At 42.2% G+C, this 22,782-nt stretch carries 15 protein-coding genes, 1 tRNA gene and 1 pseudogene; 10 read left to right on the top strand and 7 right to left on the bottom strand.

From position 1 onward, the window contains the following. The first annotated feature begins 3 nt into the window (after positions 1-3). The 7 genes from NBH01_RS12465 to NBH01_RS12435 all read left to right on the top strand — a co-directional run bounded on the left by NBH01_RS12465 (position 4) and on the right by NBH01_RS12435 (position 9,580). Positions 4-915 (top strand): SP_1767 family glycosyltransferase, encoded by a 912-nt coding sequence (locus NBH01_RS12465; RefSeq protein ID WP_008763460.1) that lies wholly within the window; start codon positions 4-6, stop codon positions 913-915. A gap of 3 nt (positions 916-918) precedes the next feature. Then, a complete protein-coding gene (locus NBH01_RS12460) occupies positions 919-2,073 on the top strand; it encodes a glycosyltransferase family 4 protein (protein ID WP_250700130.1) in 1,155 nt (384 codons plus the stop codon). An 11-nt stretch (positions 2,074-2,084) separates the two neighbouring features. Beyond that, positions 2,085-2,936, top strand: coding sequence for a glycosyltransferase family 2 protein (locus tag NBH01_RS12455; RefSeq protein ID WP_008763457.1), 852 nt, complete (start codon positions 2,085-2,087; stop codon positions 2,934-2,936). A 24-nt stretch (positions 2,937-2,960) separates the two neighbouring features. Beyond that, the gene (locus tag NBH01_RS12450; protein WP_008765896.1) at positions 2,961-4,463 is read left to right on the top strand and encodes a polysaccharide deacetylase family protein; all 1,503 of its coding nucleotides are present in this window, start codon (positions 2,961-2,963) and stop codon (positions 4,461-4,463) included. A 33-nt stretch (positions 4,464-4,496) separates the two neighbouring features. Next, on the top strand, positions 4,497-5,708 hold the full coding sequence (locus NBH01_RS12445) for a glycosyltransferase family 2 protein (RefSeq protein ID WP_250700129.1): 1,212 nt from the start codon (positions 4,497-4,499) through the stop codon (positions 5,706-5,708). A gap of 67 nt (positions 5,709-5,775) precedes the next feature. Continuing rightward, positions 5,776-8,460, top strand: coding sequence for a hybrid sensor histidine kinase/response regulator (locus tag NBH01_RS12440; protein WP_234140961.1), 2,685 nt, complete (start codon positions 5,776-5,778; stop codon positions 8,458-8,460). Position 8,461: 1 nt separating this feature from the next. Continuing rightward, on the top strand, positions 8,462-9,580 hold the full coding sequence (locus NBH01_RS12435) for an endonuclease/exonuclease/phosphatase family protein (protein ID WP_195382079.1): 1,119 nt from the start codon (positions 8,462-8,464) through the stop codon (positions 9,578-9,580). A gap of 114 nt (positions 9,581-9,694) precedes the next feature. Here NBH01_RS12435 and NBH01_RS12430 read toward each other — a convergent pair whose 3' ends face one another. Together NBH01_RS12430 and ettA are read right to left on the bottom strand one after the other, a co-directional pair. Continuing rightward, positions 9,695-12,967 (bottom strand): TonB-dependent receptor, encoded by a 3,273-nt coding sequence (locus NBH01_RS12430; protein ID WP_008765900.1) that lies wholly within the window; start codon positions 12,965-12,967, stop codon positions 9,695-9,697. Between the two features lie 216 nt (positions 12,968-13,183). Further along, entirely contained in the window at positions 13,184-14,872 is a 1,689-nt protein-coding gene (ettA, locus tag NBH01_RS12425) for an energy-dependent translational throttle protein EttA (protein ID WP_008763451.1), read from the bottom strand. Positions 14,873-14,994: 122 nt separating this feature from the next. On the opposite strand from ettA, the gene NBH01_RS12420 reads away from it, so the two are divergent. Then, positions 14,995-15,067, top strand: a tRNA-Lys gene (locus NBH01_RS12420). A gap of 107 nt (positions 15,068-15,174) precedes the next feature. On the opposite strand, the gene NBH01_RS12415 is transcribed toward NBH01_RS12420, so the two are convergent. Further along, positions 15,175-15,864, bottom strand: coding sequence for an MBL fold metallo-hydrolase (locus NBH01_RS12415; RefSeq protein WP_129655087.1), 690 nt, complete (start codon positions 15,862-15,864; stop codon positions 15,175-15,177). Positions 15,865-16,029: 165 nt separating this feature from the next. After that, positions 16,030-17,265 carry an MFS transporter gene (locus tag NBH01_RS12410; RefSeq protein WP_055300578.1) on the bottom strand — a complete coding sequence of 412 codons (1,236 nt, stop codon included), beginning with the start codon at positions 17,263-17,265 and terminating at the stop codon, positions 16,030-16,032. Between the two features lie 147 nt (positions 17,266-17,412). Here NBH01_RS12410 and NBH01_RS12405 point away from each other — a divergent pair. Together NBH01_RS12405 and NBH01_RS12400 are read left to right on the top strand one after the other, a co-directional pair. After that, positions 17,413-18,546, top strand: a pseudogene (locus NBH01_RS12405) (GyrI-like domain-containing protein). Between the two features lie 20 nt (positions 18,547-18,566). Beyond that, positions 18,567-19,037 (top strand): GyrI-like domain-containing protein, encoded by a 471-nt coding sequence (locus NBH01_RS12400; RefSeq protein ID WP_225680414.1) that lies wholly within the window; start codon positions 18,567-18,569, stop codon positions 19,035-19,037. 112 nt (positions 19,038-19,149) lie between these two features. On the opposite strand, the gene rsgA is transcribed toward NBH01_RS12400, so the two are convergent. The 3 genes from rsgA to NBH01_RS12385 form a co-directional block, all read right to left on the bottom strand. Next, the gene (gene rsgA / locus NBH01_RS12395; protein ID WP_022471071.1) at positions 19,150-20,217 is read right to left on the bottom strand and encodes a ribosome small subunit-dependent GTPase A; all 1,068 of its coding nucleotides are present in this window, start codon (positions 20,215-20,217) and stop codon (positions 19,150-19,152) included. A gap of 283 nt (positions 20,218-20,500) precedes the next feature. Next, positions 20,501-21,271, bottom strand: coding sequence for a hypothetical protein (locus NBH01_RS12390; protein ID WP_008763447.1), 771 nt, complete (start codon positions 21,269-21,271; stop codon positions 20,501-20,503). Positions 21,272-21,352: 81 nt separating this feature from the next. Then, on the bottom strand, positions 21,353-22,744 hold the full coding sequence (locus NBH01_RS12385; protein ID WP_225680412.1) for a GDSL-type esterase/lipase family protein: 1,392 nt from the start codon (positions 22,742-22,744) through the stop codon (positions 21,353-21,355). Positions 22,745-22,782: the final 38 nt, after the last annotated feature.

The following is a 22,782-nucleotide window of genomic DNA, read 5'->3' as shown; positions in this document are numbered from 1 at the left end:
ACTATGAATATACAGCCACTGATCAATGCTATCCGCTATAAATTGCGTTATGGCATTACTGTAGAATGGTACAATTTCTGGTACATGGCTCTCAGATGCCATCAGAAAATAACTCCGCAGGTAGCTTCCATTGATGAGACCATTCGGATAATCGTAGAAGACCAATGTTCCGTGAGCCGTTTCGGCGATGGTGAGATGCTGCTTACCAACCCGGACAAGGAAATAGGATTCCAAAAAGGAAATGTACTCTTGGCTCAGCGTCTCAAGGAAGTATTGACAAGCCATGAAGAAGGACATTTGGTTTGTATCTCCGATACTTTCGAAAACATTTATCGCTATAACCGCAAAGCACGCCGATTCTGGAGAACTCACTTCTTTCTGTATGGCAGTTGGTGGGACCGCTTGCTGTTGCCCGACAGGCTATACTACAATACATTCATCACCCGTCCCTACATGGACTTCGCTTCCAAAGAAGACTGCCCACGGTGGTTTCACCAGATGAAAGCTATCTGGAAAGACAGGGATGTCGTATTCATTGAAGGCGAAAAAAGCCGTTTGGGGGTAGGCAACGACCTCTTTGACAATGTAAAAAGCATCAGACGTATTCTTTGTCCGCCCCGTGACGCATTTGACCGCTACGAAGAAATACTGAATGAAGCGCAAAAACTCGAGAAAACCGCTCTCTTCCTGATTGCTTTAGGACCTACGGCTACTGTACTGGCTTACGATTTATTCAAGTCCGGTTATCAGGCAATTGACGCAGGGCACGTGGACGTAGAATATGAATGGTGGCGAATGGGAGCCAAACGGAAAGTAAAGCTGGAACGAAAATATGTAAACGAAGCCGCCAACGGAAAACAAGTGTCCGACGCCGGAGAATTTTATCGGAAACAAATCATTGCTAAAATCTATTAAATCATGAAGATAGCCTATTACCTGCCCTCACTACAGGCACCTGGCGGAATAGAACGGATAGTTACATTCAAAGCCAATTATTTTGCAGAACATTTTGAAGGATACGACATCACCATCATTACATCCGAACAAATGGGTAAAGCACCACACTTTCCATTATCCCCCGAAGTAAAGCATATCGACTTAGGAGTATCTTTCGACCTGCCCTACTCTCAATCCATAGTAAGTAAAGTGCTGAAGTATCCGTTCCGCTACTATCGGTTTAAACAACGACTATCGAATCTATTGAACGAACTGAAACCGGACATTACTATCTCAACCATGCGCCGGGAACTGAACTTTATCACTAAATTGAAAGACGGTAGCCTGAAAATCGGAGAGTTTCACGTCAGCCGCTACGCCTATGGCGCAGAAGCACTGAAACGTAAAAGCCCGATTGTCAACATGATAAAGAAAAGATGGGCAAACAGATTTGTCAAAAACCTGTCTAAACTGTCCAGAGTGATTATACTTACAAGTGAAGGAGCTAAAGACTGGCCGGAACTGACTAATATCAGCATCATCCCTAATCCTATTTCTACTCCTGTAGAAGGAAAACAAACAGATATTCTGTCACATAATGCTATTGCTGTAGGGCGATATGCGCCCCAAAAAGGATTTGATATGCTAATCCCCGCCTGGAGCATTGTCGCCCAAAGACATCCGGACTGGAAACTACATATTTATGGAGAAGGCGACCTGAAAGAGAAGTTCACCAAACTAATAGATGAACTACAACTAAATAATAATTGTCTGCTTCATCACACTGTATCGAATATAGCCGAAAAATACTGTATGAGTTCGATATTTGTCTTATCAAGCCGATACGAAGGTTTTGGACTCGTTTTGGCAGAAGCAATGTCATGTGGTATACCCTGTGTCTCATTTGACTGTCCGCATGGTCCTTCGGATATTATAAAAGACCATGAAGACGGTCTACTAGTGGAGAAAGAAAATATCAAGGAACTTGCAGACAAAATCTGCTATCTGATTGAGAATGAAAATGTACGCATCAAGATGGGACACAAAGCCAGGGAAAACGTAAAACGCTTTCTGCCGGAAAATGTGATGCCACAATGGAAAAACTTATTCGAATCATTAACTTATTCTTCTAAATAACAGAACAACATATGGTAAAGTGGTATAAAACTTATCTGGAAGTATACGGGAAATCTTTTGATGAGATTTCTGACGATAGTATCCGCAAAGTCAAAAGACAACTCAAAGAACGTCAAAACGATTCTCCACTGGTATCGGTTGTACTCATTGCACACAATGAGGAACGTCATCTGATAAGTTGTATCTGGTCACTCTCCGAGAATCATTGCCATTTCCCCATTGAAATAATAGCCGTTAACAACAATTCAACGGATAAAACGGAAGAAGTATTAAAATCATTGGGAGTTACCTATTATAACGAAACGAAGAAAGGTCCGGGATACGCCCGCCAATGCGGATTGGACCATGCAAAAGGAAAATATCATATTTGTATTGATGCAGATACTTTATATCCACCGCATTACATTGAAACGCATGTAAAATATCTAATGAATCCGAAGGTTGCATGTACATTCAGTTTATGGAGTTTTATGGTTGACGAAAGACATTCCCGATTCGGACTATGGTGCTACGAAGGCCTGCGCGATATATACCTCCGCTTACAAGCCATCCAGCGTCCTGAACTCTGTGTGCGAGGTATGGCTTTCAGTTTTAATACGGAAATAGGACGTCGGTTTGGATTTCGTACAGATATTATCCGCGGAGAAGACGGTTCGTTAGCATTAGCTATGAAACCGTATGGAAAAATCGTATTTATTACAAGTCGCAAAGCACGAGTGCTTACAAGTAATGGAACCCTAAATTCTGAAGGATCACTGATTGATAATATATGGATACGGGTAATCAAAGCACTGAAAGAAATCACCGGACTCTTTATCAAAAAGACGGCATACAAAGATAAAGACTCTAATCTCATCAAATAAGGTCTCATCAAAATCATTATGGATATGGCAAAATATATAGTAAATATCATCTTAGTAACAGCTTGTCTTTTCACCTATACTTCCTGTATAAGAAAAATGAATCTATACGATGAGAATAGAAATACAGGACAAGACAATAACGAAAAAGATACAGATTCTACTCCCGTCTATATGTATCCTTTCGACAAAGAAACAGCAAACGTTACAGCAGAAATCATTATCCACACAAAAAAAGAAATACAGACCAAAGATATTAATGTCGAAATCCCTCATTTAAAATACAATAAGACATGGATGTTGATGCTAACACAAGACGACTGCATGCAGGCTGCTTTTTGCCGTACGTGGGCTGCAATAAACGGTAAACCGATCTCAAGTTCAATACCTTATCCTACTCCAACTCCCACTGATCAGAATATGAAACATCAATTATATTTTGACATCAAACATTTGCAAAAAGGGGATCTTCCCCCTACTATTATTTCCGCCAACCAATCTTTGGGATGTACAGACGGAGCAGGAAATGAAGTTCGGTTTGCTATTACTACCACTCTTGCCCCTGAAGAAAAATGGATGGATGCTGAAACAAACGTACTGCCGGGGTTTACTGCAAACTATTATCGTTTTTATATGAAATCCGGACTTATATGGGATAACATACGAGAGATGTTGAACTATGGAACAGGCATTGCCCTCCATGATGTAATGACAAAAGATGCTAATGATCCAATACAAATATTGGAACATTTTGATATTGCCCAAAACATTATTGTAGAGAAACTCACAGGAAGGGGATGTAAATTTCTTGCTGAACCCAATGGAAATAAAACATACGTAACTGCTGCTCTTCAATGTCCGGAAATTCAAACGATGACCGCACAAGCAGGAGCAATTACCCTATATCCGTATCAAGTGTCTGAAACTTTACAAAAATCTCTGATAGAACGGGAGTTTAACGATTCACCAGCATATTTTAAACAACAGATTACTGACCTGCTAAAATTACCCAAAGAAGAACGTAAAGCAATCTGCATAGGTGTTCATGGTACGGACAACAATTGGATCGACTTTTTATTATGGTTAAATAGTAATTATGGTAAAGATGGGGATGATTCGTTATGGTTTCCAAGCCAGGAAGAATATTATGAATATAACTATTATCGTTTAAACAGCCATATTAGTATAGCACAAATAGACGCAAGTTCTTTCAAATTAACAGTAAATTTACCGGGAGAAAAGTTCTTCTACTATCCTTCTACCACTATCAATTTGCCGGGAATTAGCATGTATGACATTGTTTCTATCGAAGGAAATGATGCATTGACCGGACTATCTTATGCTGACTACAAAGACGGTATCATGCTCAATATCGACTGTCGGAAATACCTGTTTGAACACGCCGAGAACTTCGTAAAACGATACGAGGCCAATCCTTCCGATGCTTCCAACAAAGCAGACGCCCTCTACTTTGTAAACATACTGAAAGAATCGGCTAAAAAAGAGGCACTAAAAAAACGACTTCAATAAATCAACAAATATCTATTAAACGAAAATACAGCTATGAACGAAACTCTCACCCTCATCCTCGAAATCATCTTCTGGTTCGCCCTGTTCATGGTGTTCTACACCTATCTGGGCTACGGTATCGTCCTCTACGCCCTCGTCAAGCTGAAAGAGCTTTTCGTGAAACCCGTGAAACGGGTGCTGCCACCGGACAGTGACCTGCCGGAAGTAACCCTCTTCATCACCGCCTTCAACGAAGAAGACGTGGTGGACGAAAAGATGGAGAACAGCCTCGCCCTGGACTACCCTGCGGACAAACTCCGCATCGTCTGGGTGACGGACGGAAGCGATGACGGCACAAACGACCGTCTCCAAACTCGCTGGAACGGAAAAGCAACCGTCTACTTCCAGCCGAAACGGCAGGGAAAGACAGCCGCCATGACACGAGGAATGACACTCGTCCGGACCCCGCTTGTCGTCTTTACGGACGCCAACACGATGGTCAACAGCGAGGCAATCCATGAAATCGTACTGGCTTTTCAAAACCCGAAAGTAGGCTGCGTGGCAGGAGAAAAACGCATAGCCGTACAGACGAAAGACGGAGCAGCCGCCGGAGGCGAAGGCATCTACTGGAAATACGAATCGACACTGAAAGCGCTCGACTCCCGCCTCTACTCGGCTGTAGGCGCTGCCGGAGAACTGTTTGCCGTCCGCCGCGAACTCTTCGAACCGATGGAACCGGATACGTTGCTCGACGACTTCATCCTCTCTCTCCGCATCGCCATGAAAGGATACACCATCGCCTACTGCACCAATGCCTACGCCATCGAAAGCGGATCGGCAGATATGGGTGAAGAGGAAAAACGAAAAGTGCGCATCGCTGCCGGAGGGTTACAGTCGATCTGGCGTCTGCGCCCGTTGCTGAATCCTTTCCATTACGGAATCCTGAGTTTTCAGTACACGTCGCACCGGGTATTGCGCTGGTCTGTCACTCCATTCCTGCTGTTTGCGCTGTTGCCACTGAATATAGTCGTTTTGCTATTGGGCGAATCTCCCCTGTTTTATGGCACCCTGCTGGGGTTACAGATTCTTTTCTACGGAATGGGATACTGGGGATATTACCTCTCTACCAGACAAATAAAGAATAAAGTACTGTTTATTCCCTATTATTTCTTATTCATGAACGTGAATGTGCTCAAAGGAATCGGCTATCTGAAAAGAAAAAAAGGAAGCGGCGCCTGGGAAAAAGCAAAACGTGCCGAAAAATAAGAACAGAGAATCAAATATTTTGCTATCTTTGCATGAAACAGAATCTTATAAATCTAATCGGACAAGCATGAACAGAACATTACATGAGGCAGATAATGCGCAGAGAATACTGAAGTTGACCGCCGACACCATGCTATTAGTCGATAGAAATGGCATTTGCATTGATATTGATATTCATAGCAATTTATGGTTTTTACAAGAAGAGAGGCTCTTAGGAAAAAATATATTCGAACGGATGCCCGAGCACACCCGTGAGAAGGTTTACAGCACCTTCCAGACCGTGCTTCGGGAACAGCGAAGCATCAGCAAGAACTACAAGCTGGAACTGGAGGATAATACCTATTATTTCAAGTGTATCATGTATCCTTACGATGACATGGTGCTCTGCCAATATCGGGACATCACCCAGCGAAGCAACGTGAAACGCCAGCTGGAACAGGTGAACCGAAATCTGAGGGAGATACAGAAAGTGGCTCAGATCGGACAGTGGATGTACAACACCCGCGACAATGTCTTCTATTACATGGGCTACACCGGAGTATTGTGCGAGGAATCTTCCAGAAGCATCTCTCTGGAGAAATATCAGGAATTTATCGTCGAAGAAGACCGCCTGAGCTTCACCAACTGGTGCCGGAAAAATGAGGAAGGACTCAACGAAGATAGTATCAGCTATCGGGTCCGTGTCGCCGGAGAGATTTACTATATGCGCCTTCAGGCTTATCTGCGAGACGAACTACCGAACGGCAGCTGCAACATCGAAGGTTACATCCAGAACATCACCGACATACAGCGTCGCAGAAACGACATCAACACGCTGACGCACGCCATCAACAACGCAAAGGAGAGCATCTTCGCCGCCAAAGAGGACGGTACGCTGATCTTCGCCAACCGCCAGTTCCTCCACAACCACGGCATCCCGGAAAGTGAGGAGATCGGCAAACTGAAAATCTATGAAATCGCCGGCGATATGAACACGCAGGAAGACTGGCATGAACGCTGCAAGGATATCCTGCACGGAGGAAGCAGAAGTTTCGTCGCCCATCATCCTTCGAAAGTCAGCAAGAATATACTGGCTTACGAGGGAATCATGTATAACGTCACCAACGACTCCGGTGAAGAAAGTTACTGGTCATTCTCCCACGACATATCCGAGCGACTGCACTACGAAGCGCAAATCAAACGGCTCAACCTGATCATGGATACTACCATCGACAACCTCCCCGCCGGAATTGTCGTCAAGGAGATCAACAACGATTTCCGATATATCTACCGCAACCGGGAATCGTACAACCGGAATCTGTGCATCGGCGAATCTATCGGCAAGAATGACTTCGACTACTATCCCCCCGAAGTGGCAGAAAAGAAAAGGGAGGAAGATACACTAGTTGCCACCACCGGACGGGGACTGCACTGGACAACCGAAGGGAAAGACAAAAACGGAAACGAGATCATCCTCGACAAACGGAAAATACGGGTGGACGGAGACGAACTTTCCTCCCCCATCATCGTCAGCATCGAATGGGACATCACGGAACTGGAGAAGATCAAACGGGAACTTCAGACATCCAAAGAGAAAGCCGAAATGTCGGACAAACTGAAGTCTGCTTTCCTCGCCAACATGAGTCATGAAATACGCACACCTCTGAATGCCATCGTCGGCTTCTCGCATCTGATAGCCGAAAGTGAAAATAAGGAAGAACGTAAAACATTTTATGAGATCGTCGAAGCCAACAACGAACGTCTGCTGCAACTGATCAACGAGATTCTTGATCTTTCGAAGATCGAATCGGGCATTATCGAGTTCACCAGCGCACCGATAAATATCAACAGTCTGTGTAAAGAAGTACATGACGCTCACGTATTTCGCACGCCGCAAGGGGTACAACTGATCTACGAGCCATCCGAAAACGGACTGGTGATAGAGACTGACAAGAACCGGGTGTTCCAGGTGTTCTCGAATCTGATAGGTAACGCATTCAAATTCACGAAAGCAGGCAGCATTAGTTACGGATATAAACTGGTAGGTAATCAGATCGTTTTCCACGTGACTGATACCGGTACGGGCATCGAACCGGAGAAGATAGGACGTGTGTTCGAACGTTTCGCCAAGTTGAACAACTATGCGCAGGGGACGGGGCTCGGACTGTCTATCTGTAAAACAATTGTCGAACGGCTGGGAGGTGAAATCTCCGTTTCTTCGGTGGTAGGTCAAGGGACGACTTTCACGTTCACCCTGCCTTACGAGTCGGAACAATCGACCGGCACGGGTTCTATAAAGATTGACATGGCTTCTACGGAGACGTCAGTAGAAACGTCTGTCAAGGAGGATTCTGAAAAGACTTCCGGAAATACGGACGATAATAGTTCCGATAGTATTTCCGCCAATGCCTCTCCAAGCCAGCGGACTATTCTGATAGCGGAAGATGAGGACAGTAACTTCGATTTGCTGAAAGCTATTCTTGGAAGAAAGTACAGGCTTATACGTGCACGGGACGGTATGGAGGCCGTTACCTCATACGATGAAGCGAAGCCGGACCTTATTCTGATGGATATCAAAATGCCTAATCTCGACGGTCTGGAGGCTACGAAGATCATTCGTGAGCTCTCTCCTACTGTGCCCATTATCGCACAAAGTGCTTATGCTTATCAACAGGATCAGATCGCTGCAACGGATGCCGGATGCAGCGACTTCATCGCCAAACCGATCTCGCAAGCGAAGCTCAAGGATATGATTAATAAATGGTTACCATAAAATGAAAGCCTTATATAGATTACTTTACTACCTGTCTATCCTGCTGACGAGTATTCTGGCAGGTTTCACATTAGCCGGAGCCTTCGCCGGAGATGCTTCGCCGGACGGCTTTAAGCTGATGCCCTTTATCGGATTGGTTCTGCCGATACTTTTGCTAGCTAATGTCGTCTCTGCCATCTATTGGATGGTTCGCTGGCGATGCTGGGTTTTCATTCCTTTAATCGCCATACTGGGAAATTGGGGGTATCTGACCCGTGTCCTCCAGTTCCCGCTTTTTGATTCGGCTTCCCAACCGAATACTGAATCTTCGTTTCTGAAGAAAAACGAAAGGGACACCGAATCAGCACTGACTATTGCCACCTATAACGTTAACAGCTTTAATCACGAGCACACAGGTTTCTCATGCAAGCAAATCGCTGCTTGCATGAAGGAGCTCGGTGTAGATATCTTCTGTTTTCAAGAGTTTGGGATCAATCATGAATTTGGTATTGACAGTCTTCGCACCGTTCTTTCCGAATGGCCGTATTACTATGTACCTTCTTCTCCTGCCGGGGAGAGTCTTTTGCAACTGGCTGTGTTCAGCCGTTATCCCATCAAGGAGAAGCAGCTCGTCACCTACCCAAATTCCAACAACTGCAGCCTGTGGTGTGATATCGACATTAACGACCAAACAATCCGTCTGTTCAACAATCATCTGCAGACTACGGAAGTCAGCCGCAACAAGCGCAAACTGGAAAAAGAACTTCGTGCGGATGATACCGACCGTGCGGAACGTGCCGCTCTCACCCTTGCCGATGGTCTGCACGAGAACTTCAAGAAACGTGCCGCACAAGCTGAACATATCAATCAATTGATTTCCGCTTCTCCCTATCCCACCCTGGTATGTGGTGACTTCAACTCTCTCCCTTCTTCATATGTATATCAAACGGTAAAAGGAGAAAAACTGAATGATGGTTTTCAGACCTGCGGACATGGGTATATGTACACTTTCCGATATTTCAAGCATCTGCTGAGAATCGACTATATCCTCCATTCGTCTGAGTTTCAAGGGGTAGATTACTTCTCTCCGGATTTGGAGTATAGTGATCATAATCCGGTGGTGATGAGAATGAGGTTATAAACCTTACGCTGTATATCACTATATAGAAAGGCTACAAAAAAGCCAGTTAACTCATTATGAATTAACTGGCTTCCCATTAAAATAAAATCCTTCTTTTTAACTTTAAAACTTGTATTAGAAAGTAACTTTTACTCCTAATTGCATAGACCATGCACTACCAATGGTATTGGTATATTGCCATGATGATCTTTCTTTAAAAGCTTCACGTGAATTAGCATTTATCTGGTAAGTCAAGGGTTCACCAACTTTGCTAGCAGTTTTTAATAACTGTACATTGTCATAACTCTTGAGACCACAAGATTGATATGCTCCCCATTTTGAATTAATCATATTTCCTACATTCAGCATATCAAGGCTAACCTGTATTCCATATTTACGCCCACCTAAAGTTGCATAAAAATCCTGAGCAATTTTAAAATCAAAGCGATTAATCCAAGGTGTTAAAGATCCATTACGTTCCACATATTTTCCCTTACGATCTTTAAGATAAGAATCATTGTTCACAAAATCCCAAAAATCTTTAGCTTGATCTACAGCAGAATAAGTAATAGCACCACTTTTATCTGTAATATCAACAAAGGTCATTTCATCCTGAGAGTTAGGCACGTATATTAAATCCGAATAATTGCCATCACCATTCATATCATTATAATATGTATAGGAATAACGTCCTGTATGATATCCTGAATAAAATAACGAGAACGTTGTCTTTAAGCATTTAGCATAATTAATTTCATAAGAAGCATTAGCAATAATACGATGGGGCGTAGAAAATAAAGAATAAGATACTCCAGGATCATTCAATGAATTTACTGCCACATTATTTTGCCATGCTGAATTAGGTGCTGACCCAGGATTTGCAGTCAGATCTTTAGCCATTGTATAAGTATAGCCGATAGACCCTGTAAAACCAAAATCGTATTTCTTTGTCAAAATAGCATTAAAAGAATATTGATATCCTTTATCTTCTCCATTAGAAAGTTTTACTACTACATTCTTACCATTAGTATAATCATTATACTCGTATTTTTTTGAAGCCCAATAAATACGATCCGGTTGTTCATTATACACACCCGTAGGCTCAGCCTCATTCATATTGATCTGCGCAACATTATAAATATCTCTTGTATACATTGCTCCAACAGATAACATAAAATCATACGGCAGTTGAATATCCACATTCAAATTACTACGCCAAACTTGCGGCATCTTAAACTTAGGATCTACATATGCTATAACATCAGGTGCTTGCTCTGAAGGTGTAGAAGGAAATAAACTGGGATATTTCTGCAGAGTTTCTCTATAATTAGGATTAAAACCAAAGTCAGCAGGTAAAGAGCCCGGATTTTTTTGTGTATTATACTCTACCATATTTTGGTATAAGCCCGAATTACTTGGTTGATTAGTGAACCATACAAAAGGTAACAATCCAGTAAAGATTCCTGTACCTCCTGATACAATTACGGAGCGATCACCTTTTACATCCCAATTAAAACCGACTCTTGGCGAAAACAAGACTTGCGTCTTCGGCCACTTAGAAATATCGACATGAGTATTATTTACAAAAGCTAATTCCTCTATTGACTTGTTAGAATCCAATGAATTCATATATATTGGCATATCCAGACGTAAGCCATAAGTCAAACGAAAATTAGGAGTAAGAGACCATACGTCTTGGGCATACACACCAGCCATTCCGAATGTCAACTCAGAACCTGGAGCATCATTACCATTATACCCATATGTAATACCATAAATGGTAGGTACTTTTCCCTGCATAAAATCATCCATTGAATCATAACGATAATATCCGTAAGGGCCTCTCAAATAAGAATTTTTAAAATATTGGCGCTCAAAAGAAACGCCAGCAAGCAATTCATGTTTTCCTAATGATATACTCACATTATCAACAAGACTAAATACATTATTGATAACCTGATTATTAGGAGTAAACACTTCTGTACCTAAAGTTATATATTGCTTTCCGTCCTTATATATATCGACAAAAGGAAAATCAGAGCCTTTCTGCTCGCGTGTATCACTAATATGAGTATATGTGGCTAACAGTTTATTCTGAACATTATTCGAGAAACGACTATTTAACTCGCCTGTTATCGATGTTACTACGTTTTTCATCTTATAGTTTGAATTACCAAAAGAAAAGGCATCCAAACCATAACGATTAGAATTAGTACTAGTTATAATAGTGGACTTAGCGCTTACTTCTCTGTCATCTTCTGAGGAAACAGAATTAAAACGCACTGTCAACTTATGGTTCTGATGTATATTCCAATCAATACGAGCCATTAACTTCCAATTATCACTTTGGAAATTATTGAAGTTCTCATACTGTCCGGGGTCATAATCATATTTAGTTTTAACAAAGTCACTGATAGTACGCATATCACCCACCCAAGTACGTGAGATACGTTTTCCGCTATCCCCTGTTCCATTTTGATCTTGATTAGGAAGCCAAGTTACCCCCGGAGTTTCCTTATTTTCAATTTCAGCATTCAAGAAGAAGAAAAGCTTATTCTTAATGATTGGACCTCCAAAAGTTACACCATATGAATGAGAGTTGTATTCTTTTGCTTTAAGAATATCCTCACCGTCAATAGAGCTCCCTGCAAATCCTCTTGGTTTATGATAGGTATATGCAGTACCCGAAAATGAGTTTGTTCCACTTTTTGTTACAGCATTAATAGAAGCACCTGTGAAGTTGGAATATTTAACATCGTAAGGAGAGACATTTACAGTAATCTCATCGATTGCATCTAAAGATATGGGTTGAGAATCTCCTCCAGGTAAATTATTAGAACTTAATCCGAAACTATTATTAAACGAAGCACCATCAATCGTTATATTGTTATAACGTCCATCACGCCCCGCAAAAGAACTGCTTCCACCTGCATAAGGAGAGAGCTTTGTGAAATCTGTTATACTTCTGTTAATAGTAGGTAAAGTGTTCATCTGACGTTCACTTACATTAGTAACAGTACCTATTTTTTCGATAGTTTTTGGTGCTGTTACTACTACTTCATCCAACAACTCTGAACTTTCTTTCAAAGAAACATTCAATACGTAGTTTTCTCCTAATGACAACTGGATGCCCTTGTAAATGGCTGACTGATAGCCGACATAGGTGATTTCGACTTTGTAAGGACCGCCTGTACGCATACCTTGCAGATTGAATTGCCCACTGACATTGGTCACTGTACCATAGCGGGTACCGGAGGGCTCGTGAATAGCAACGATCGTTGCTCCAATAATAGGTTCATCTTGTGCTGTTACTTTACCACTCATACTTGCTGTGGTAACTTGCGCACTCATCGTAGCAGTAATCAGTAACATTACGACCACTAAAAAAGACCGCATTCTCTTCAACATAATGTAATTTATTAGTTAATACTAATTGTTTGTTTCATTGAAACTGTGCACAAAGATAATTAATATTATTTAGACTTAGATGACAATTATGCTACATTCTTTTAAGAGAGATAAACATTTTATTGCTTTCGAAAACAATAAAGGCCCTGCAATGTTTGCAGAGCCTTTCACTTTCGTATATTAAGTGAGATTTAACTTGTAATCTGTCAGCAAATACTAGTCAGTCATTAGGTTTCTATAACGAACACGCTTCGGCTCTTCATTGCCTAGACGCTTCAATTTGTTTTCCTCATATTCTGAATAGGAACCTTCAAAGTAGAATACATTAGAGTCTCCTTCAAAAGCGAGGATATGCGTACAGATACGATCAAGGAACCAACGGTCGTGAGAGATGACTACCGCACACCCTGCAAAGTCTTCCAAACCTTCCTCCAAAGCACGAAGGGTGTTCACGTCAATGTCATTGGTCGGCTCATCGAGCAGCAGAACGTTACCTTCTTCTTTCAGAGCGATCGCCAGATGCAGACGGTTTCTTTCACCACCGGAAAGAACACCACAAAGTTTTTCCTGATCGGCACCGGCAAAGTTGAAACGGGACAGGTACGCACGTGCATTGATATCACGTCCACCCATACGGATCAAATCATTACCACCGGAGATTACCTGATAGACGCTCTTGTTCGGGTCAATGTCTTTATGCTGCTGGTCTACATAGGATACCTTTACGGTCTCTCCTACTTCAAACTCACCTTTATCTACCGTTTCCAATCCCATAATCAGACGGAAAAGAGTTGTTTTTCCTGCACCGTTAGGACCGATGACACCGACAATACCGTTAGGAGGAAGCATAAAGTTCAGATCATCGAACAGCAGTTTGTCGCCGTATGCCTTCGCTACGTGTTTTGCCTCGATTACCTTATTACCCAGACGGGGACCATTCGGGATAAAGATTTCCAGCTTCTCTTCTTTCTCCTTCAAGTCTTCATTCAGCAACTTGTCGTATGAATTAAGACGGGCTTTTCCTTTCGCCTGACGAGCTTTCGGAGCCATGCGCACCCATTCCAACTCACGTTCCAGTGTTTTACGACGCTTGCTGGCGGTCTTTTCTTCCATTTCCATCCGTTTGGTCTTCTGTTCCAGCCAGGATGAGTAGTTTCCCTTCCAAGGGATACCTTCGCCACGGTCGAGTTCGAGAATCCATCCGGCAACGTGATCAAGGAAGTAACGGTCGTGAGTTACGGCGATAACTGTACCTTCGTATTGCTGCAAATGTTGTTCCAGCCAGTCGATAGATTCAGCATCCAAGTGGTTGGTAGGCTCATCGAGCAACAGGATGTCCGGTTTCTGCAACAACAAACGGCAAAGAGCGACACGACGGCGTTCACCTCCGGAGAGATTCACCACCGGCTGATCTTCGGGCGGACAACGGAGCGCATCCATCGCACGTTCCAGTTTACTGTCCAGATTCCATGCATCAGTTGCGTCGATGATATCTTGCAATTCTCCCTGACGGGCGAAAAGTATATCCATCTTGTCCTGATCTTCATAATACTCGGGCAAACCGAATTTCTGATTGATTTCTTCGTATTCTGCCAGTGCGTCAACGATCGGTTGCACACCTTCCATTACTACTTCTTTTACTGTCTTTGTGTCGTCCAGATAAGGTTCTTGTGCCAAATAGCCCACAGAATATCCCGGAGAGAAGACCACTTCTCCCTGATAGGATTTCTCCAGACCCGCGATAATCTTCAATAAGGTAGATTTACCGGAACCGTTCAGACCGATAATACCAATCTTCGCTCCATAGAAGAACGACAGGTAAATGTCTTTCAGTACATTTTTATTTGGTTGGAAAGCTTTGCTCACTCCCACCATTGAGAAGATGATTTTTTTATCGTCAGCCATATATTAATGATTGTATATTGTTGATAATGGCACAAAGATAAGAAAAATGTTTGAAATGCTTTGGAGTTCTAAAAAAATGTTCTACCTTTGCACCCGCAATTCGAAAGAAAGCATAAAGGATTGATTCAGTAGCTCAGCAGGTAGAGCACAACACTTTTAATGTTGGGGTCCTGGGTTCGAGCCCCAGCTGGATCACGAAGTAAAAAATGATAAGAGTAATTCGAGATTTAATCGAGTTACTCTTATTGCATTATAAGATAGTTTATTTTAAGATTTGCATATTTGTGAACTATAAAACCTGTTCACTTTATAGTTTCCACAACCTTCTCCTGTGTAATAACCTCACCATGCGATGGATAAAATAAAGTCACACCTAAATTTACAAGTTTTCTCAAACTTTGATTGACTTGTAAATAGTCCTCGGCCTCAATCGGAAAGGGGGCTTTCCCAAGTAGTTTCATGCTATTCATATTCATTGCCAAGTCGCCAATATAAGCATTTCCATTATCAAGCAATACGGATATAGAATCATGGGAGTGTCCGGGCGTTAAAACAATTTTTCCTTGAACACCGATATTTCTTAAAGAAACATCATCAATATCTGAATCTACTATAACATCTGCTGCATCGAAATCAATTGGTCGATACTGATACTTTATAAAAGGACGTGAGATTCTATCTATTATCCATAGTAATTTATTATATTGCTTTAATTTTTTATAATCTGTAAATCCGGCTTTCAAATAAGGTAGCTGTTCTTTATGTACAATTAATTTTGCCTCAGTCATTTTTCTCAATTCCTGTACGATAGCAGCATGGTCGTGATGATGATGAGTTAAAATGATATATTTAATTTGCACAGGTGCAATTCCTATTGAATGCAATTTTTCAAGAAAAACTCTTAGTAGTCCGTTCCACCCTGCATCAATGAGTAAAAATCCATCATTGCAAGGTATTAGATAATAGTTTGTTGAGTTATATGTTATTTTCATATCGAGAGAATGATTATATAATTTATCTATAACCACAAAATACAGCAATATTAAAGACAAGAACCTTGATCTGAATCAAGATTTTCACTTTAAAACAATTTTTCTGCAACTCCGACTTTCAGTTTCCGACATTATCAATTTAGCATTCTCTTTATCAACCAACCCTCAAAAGGTACTACTATCTTTCCGCTCCAAATTCCGAACGGAAGCACTGCACAACAGCAATATACCAGTAATACTGATCGCTATACCTCCGATAGTAAAAATATTCTCCACTCCCAGCCTGTCGGCTATGAATCCGGTTAACAGCAAACCGATGACAGAAGGAAACTGGCTGATACTTCCGTATAAAGAAAAGATACGTCCCAGATAGGAAGGAGCAAACTGAGTTTGCAGCAATGCCGTAAAAGGCCCTGTATATAAAGGTACGACCAAACCTTGTATCATCGTCAACACAGCATACGTAACAAAATAGGTGGAAGGCAACGCTCCGCATAAAGCCAGAGACATGCCCAGTCCGAAGTATCCTATAATAAGCAAGATCGATTTTCTTATTTTAGGATTCCACACGCCCAGTATCGAACCGCCGACAAGCAGCCCTATACCGAACAGCATTTCTATCAGACTCACTTGATAAGGAGTACCATTGAAATATTGCAAAGTCATTAGAGGCATAACAGCCACAATCGGCATAACAAAGAAAGTAACCGCAATCTCCGAAACCATCAGCCAACTCATTCCCCGATTACGCAAAATAATCCGTGCACCCTCATACATTTCATGCAATATATTCCTATTGGTCCCTTTTTTGGCAGGATTGGGGATAAAGACAAACAGCAGAGAGATGCAGGCCATAAAAGCACCAGCCACATCCAGCAGCATCACTACACTCATGTTGAACGCCAGCAACAAGGCAGCACCCAGCATCGGTCCGCAAATTGTACACACCGACTGAATCACTTCATTAATCCCTGCAATACGTACCAGTTCGGAAGGCGGAGCCAACAAAGGAATTGAGGATTTCATTGCCGGTGCATGAAAAGCACCGCCTATCGACCGCAGCATCAACAACAAATAGATAGACCACAGTTCTACCATATCCAAATAGAACAGCAGAGCAATGACCGCCGAACAGAGAGCAACGAAACTGTCAGCACCTATCATCGTCCATTTCCGATTCCAGCGATCGACAAAAACACCCGCCATAGGTCCCAAAAGTATCTGAGGCAGTAACCCGGCAATGGCAGCATACGAAAGGACTTCTGCCGAACCCGTCTCCATACCGATCCACAGCACCATCGAGAACTGCGCAATCGAACTACTTAATATAGAGAACAATTGTCCGGTCCATATAATGATAAACTTCTTTTTCCAGTTATTGTTTGTTGTTATTGTTTCCATCTTTACCTTATATATTATAAAAGCGCGGCAAAGATACAACTTTAAGAAATAGCGGAAATGAACATTTGTTAATAAAAAGATGGCTATTCCGGACAACTGTTTACTGAAAAAATAGCTTATTTTTGCAAAGAATGCAAGATTAGTCAAATGGTTGAATCAGAAATAAATAAAAGATATTGCCAAAGCTGCGGAATGCCGCTCCGCTTCGACGTGGAGGAATATTTAGGCACCAACTCTGACGGTTCGAGGAGTGATGAGTTTTGTTATTACTGCCTGAAGGATGGGAAATACATTGTTGATATATCCATGTGGGAAATGATCGACATCTGGATAAAATATACAGATAAATATAATGAATACGCAGACACGGACTATTCTCCGAAAGAGCTGAGGGAGATACTGGACAAACGCCTTCCCACACTGAACAGATGGCGGCAAAAGCAAGAGACAAGCAGCCTTCATCATAAGATGATTCAGAACATAATAGTGTACATCAACGGTCATCTGACGGAGGTACTGAATACCGACACGCTGAGTTCGATGAGCGGACTGTCCAAATTTCATTTCAGAAGAGTGTTCCGCACCGCTACCGGAGAGAATATCGGCAGTTACATACAGCGTTTGCGCATGGAACACGTTGCACATCTGCTGATCTCTACGGACTATACGCTAAAGCAAATCATAGAGCAAACGAGTTATCAGACTAAATACAGTATCGCCAAAGCTTTTAAGAAACATTTTGGTATATCAACTTCTCAATACAGAGAGAAGCACAGACCGAACGGTGAAAATCCGGCAACAAACATAAAACCGGAGATAAAAGTGATCAGCCCGATAAAGATATTCTGCATCGAAGTGGGTGAAGCGTATAAAAACAAACTAAAATACAGATTACTTTGGAATAAACTACTGCATCATGCCGAACAGTATGAAGCAGACCCACGATATGACAAGTTTATCAGCCTTAGCATGGACGATCCGTCGATTACGCCTACGGAGAAGTGCCGGTTCTATCTAGGCATCACCCTTCGCGATGATACTAAAGCGAGACCGGTACCGGGAATCATGTAAATTCCCGGAGGGCGATATGCCGTGTTCAGACATACGGGGAACTATTCTTCTTTACACAAAGTGTACAGGAGCATTTATGAGGAATGGTTTCCGAAAAGTAAATACCATCCCCAAAGCACATTCAGCTTTGAGATGTATATGAATCATCCGTCCACCACGGAAACGTCGGAATTACTAACAGAAATATATATACCGGTCATACGGAAATAATCACCATTAAAACAGAATCTATGGCAAAGATATCAGAAATCATGCTTTTACAGCAGCCGGAACAGCCCGCTTTGGCTATTGAAGTAAAAACCGACATGAAAGGTATGTCACAGGCTATCGGAGAGAATTTTGTAAGAATAGACTCTTTATTCCAGAAACAGGGAGAAGTAACCACGGATATCCCCTTCGTAGAGTACCCCGACTTTGAAAGCCTGACCGAAGATCGTATAGAAATGATTATCGGACTGAAATCTTCGAAACCTTTACAGGGTGACGAAAAAATACAGTCTGTCATCCTCCCCGCCAGAAGAATAGTCGTATGTCTGCATAGAGGAAATTACAATGAACTGGCACAGCTGTACAATGAGATGACCGAATGGATAAAAACAAATGGATATAAGGCTTCGGGAACATCAATAGAATATTATTACAGCAATCCGGATGTACCCGAAGAGGAACATGTCACAAGAGTTGAAATGCCTTTACTCTAAAAGCAAGAGAATAGTTGCCGTAAACTCTTACCAAACAATAAGAAGCAGAGAAGCCGTCATACAGTATCACCTTGTCTGATAAAGTACCGGCATTCCCTGCTTCAATAGTTCTTTAGAAATTAGCCTTGCGTTTCTTCACTTCTTCTACGAGTTTCGTAAAGGATTTCTCCTTCTTACGTTTTTCATGTTCGGAAGCGGAGAAATGCCATGCTTCTCGTTTGAGTTTCAGATAACTCTCATATACCTTATGATCTAACGTACCATTATGTACCGCTTCTAAAACAGCACAACCCGGCTCGTCGATATGCTTACAATCGCTGAAACGGCATGATTCCGCATAGTCGGATATTTCAAACATTTCGGCAAGCGAATCGGGATTGTCAATCGCCAAACCAAATTCCCGAACACCCGGAGTGTCGATTAAAACACCTGAGCCATCCACCAATACCATTTCCCGACGAGTCGAAGTATGCCGTCCCTTTCCTGTAGACAGGCTTATATCGGAAGTATTCAGTACCGATTTCCCGCAAAGGGTATTCACCAGTGAACTCTTGCCGACACCCGAAGAGCCGACAAACACGACCGTTTCGCCTTTTGTTATGGATTCCCGCAACCGGAGAATCGTTTGAGGTTGACAAATACTTGTGATAAATACAGGAAACTGACGGGCAATGTGTTTGATCGCTTCATCTATATTCTGCCTGTCACAACCTAAATCGGCTTTATTGAGCACCAATACTGGTTTGATATTTTCTTCCATTATCTGGGCTATGAAACGTTCCGCTCTGCGAACATTGAAATTATCATCAAGGCTTTGCACAATAAATGCTTTATCGACGTAAGAAGCAATGGCCTGCCGGTCAGCTACCGTTCCGTTCTTCTTGCGATACAACGCCCGTTCACGAGGCAACGTATCAACTATAATCCCTTTGTTTGCATCAAATGGCTGAAAAATCACCCAATCGCCCGTACAAGGGTATTCATCAGGCATTCTGCCATAAATCATATTTCCTGTTAACTCACACAAATATACGCCATCCTCTGCAACCACTTCATAACAGGTTTTATGTGTCACGATGATTCGTCCATGAGACATATCTTTAAATTGTGAGATTTGTTTTTGCCGGAATAGATTATCACTCCAACCATATAATGACAGATTATTATTTTCGTTACTCATTATCTTAATGTATATAGCATACACGTGAAAGCACAACAATGCTTTTGCTATTGTATGCGGGTATAAAAACTAAAGTTATATAATATAGGAGAATCACTTCCGGAAAGATTATCCGAAAGTATGAAAGTTCGAATCTGTTAAAGTGAACAGATTCTTATCAGACCAAATCCGATGTAATAAATGATGAGTTAAACATCCACTAGTTTTAATGAAACATTATAATTTTAATGCGTCAAAGATATGGGAAATAAATAACAGAACCAAATGAATGATGAAATATGTGTCAAAAGCCAATGGATACACGGCCTGACGTTTCCATTTTCCATTCCCTTGAATTCTTGTCGTACTGGTATTCCGCACCGACACTTACTTCCGTATTCTTTTTCACATCGACCGAGATAGAAGCTCCTACCCCTGTATGTGGAAATAACGGATTGTAAACCGGAGGAGGTGTATTTCCCCCCATAAAATATTGTCCCCAGACATTTAACCGGACATTTCTGGCTAAAGAATAATGCATTCTCGTATATATTCCTGCTATATCTTGCCTCGCTATAGGCAAAGCCAAATAGAATTGCCGGCTTAAGGTTCCTCCCGCTTCAACGAAAAATCTTTGAGAAGGAATCCAGCGCATTCCGGCATTTACCGCTACATATTGCCCCAATCCCAAATAAGTTTTTTGTTCTGCACTCCCAATAAAAGAAAACTGTCCATTCATAGAATGCTGACGAAAATTATAAAAATCCGTCAATGCCGGATTACTTTCCAGCAATGCAGGAAAATCGTAAAAATAGGGAGATAAGCCCGATGCAGGACTTGAAGGTGTCAGACCGTATGTCTGCATGGACTTATCATCTGTTGCAAGTTTTTTAGCCTCTATATCCGGTAACTTCGGTTCTATGATTTTTGCTTCGGGCAACTGGTGTCCGCTTACTTCCGCAGAGCTATTTTTCTTTTGCACATCCATTTTATTCCCCTTTTCTATAGTTTGAGAAAAGGCAGTAGCAACACAAGCTAAAGACACAAAAACAAAGACAGCAACTGTTCTAATCATAATATTCTCCTTTCTTTTATCAGGGGCTATATTATCAATACAATTATCCGGTTAAAAGCTCAATGATCGGTAACATATTTTTTATTTTAAAGCAGAGATAGATTGATAGACAGCTTTTGCCATTACCTGCGCTCCCTTTTCGTTCGGATGAATACGGTCCGGAAAGAGTTCGGGCATTCCGTCCATAGCAGTATGAAGGTCTATAACAGACAGGTCGTTTTTCTTGGCGAGCTTCTTGATCATCGGAATAATTTCTTTAGAGATAATATCATCGTTGATGCCGTCACCTGTCAGATAAGCTTTGGAAGGATAGCAGAGATAAATCTTCGGCTGCGAAGGAAGACCTTTGAAAGCGTCGATCATGGTCTGCGCATCTTTCATAAAGTCTGCTCTGTATTTCCAGTTGAATGATTTGCTGTCGTTTGTACCAAGTTTGATAACGACGATGTTAGGATTAAAAGCCAATGCATTCTTATAAGCAGGTTCGTTCATATAAGGATGATCTCCTTTGTTCAACATGGTACGGGCACTCACTCCGAAGTTTTTCACCCAGTAGTTGTCGCCCAACATACGGGCCAGTACGGAAGGATAGCTGTCGCGGCTGCGATTTCTTATTCCTGCTCCGAACGTAATACTGTTGCCGATGCAAGCCACACGGACGGCATCTTTGCGAGGAGCCTTGAAACTACGCAACCAAGAAGTCAGTTCGTTCTGCATTTCACTCTTGTAAAGGAAATCTTCACGGATTCCCCAACCGTGTCCGCCTGTAGGATGAATATGGAGAACGGAAGGAACACCTTTCTTATTTAAAGCCAGATAATAGTTGACTCCGTTGGCAGGAGGAACTACCTTGTCATCATCGCTATAAACAATGAAAGCACGGGGAGTCTCTTTGGTCACTTGCTTCTCGTTGGAGAATTCTTTTTCCAGATCGGCAGAAGCGTCCTTGCCCAACAGATTGTCATGAGAGCCCATGTGAGTGAAAGATTTGTCCATCGTGATCACCGGATAGAAGAGAATCTGGAAGTTGGGACGAAGTGCTTCAGGCGCATGTGTAGCGATGGTCGAAGCCAGATGGCCTCCGGCAGAAGACCCCATGATACCAATATCATTCGGATTCAGATTCCATACGTCAGCGCTGTCACGTACCATTTTCATGGCTGCTTCGGCATCGGAGATCGGGAGGGTGCGGTCGCCTTTCGGCATCCGGTATTTGAGAACAATCAATGCAATTCCTTGTTTGTTGAAATACGGCGCCCAATCATACCCTTCGTGATTGACCGCCAAACCGGAGTATCCCCCACCCGGACAGGCTACCACAGCACGACCTGTCGCCAGTTCCGGTGCCGGCAGGAAAACACGGAGAGAAGGCTGTTCAATATCAAATGGTTTTGGCGTACTTTGTGCCGAGACTTGCAGTCCTGTCAATAGCAGGACCAGCAATACAAAAAGAGAAGAGAATTTCTGTTTCATAGTATCTGTATACTTTGATTAATGAATATTTGATGTGC

The organism is Bacteroides sp. B1-V-101 (genome assembly GCF_023656585.1).
Classification (GTDB): Bacteria; Bacteroidota; Bacteroidia; order Bacteroidales; family Bacteroidaceae; genus Bacteroides; species Bacteroides thetaiotaomicron.
The sequence above is the reverse complement of the archived record's forward strand: the minus strand, read 5'-3'. Positions and strand labels throughout refer to the sequence as shown.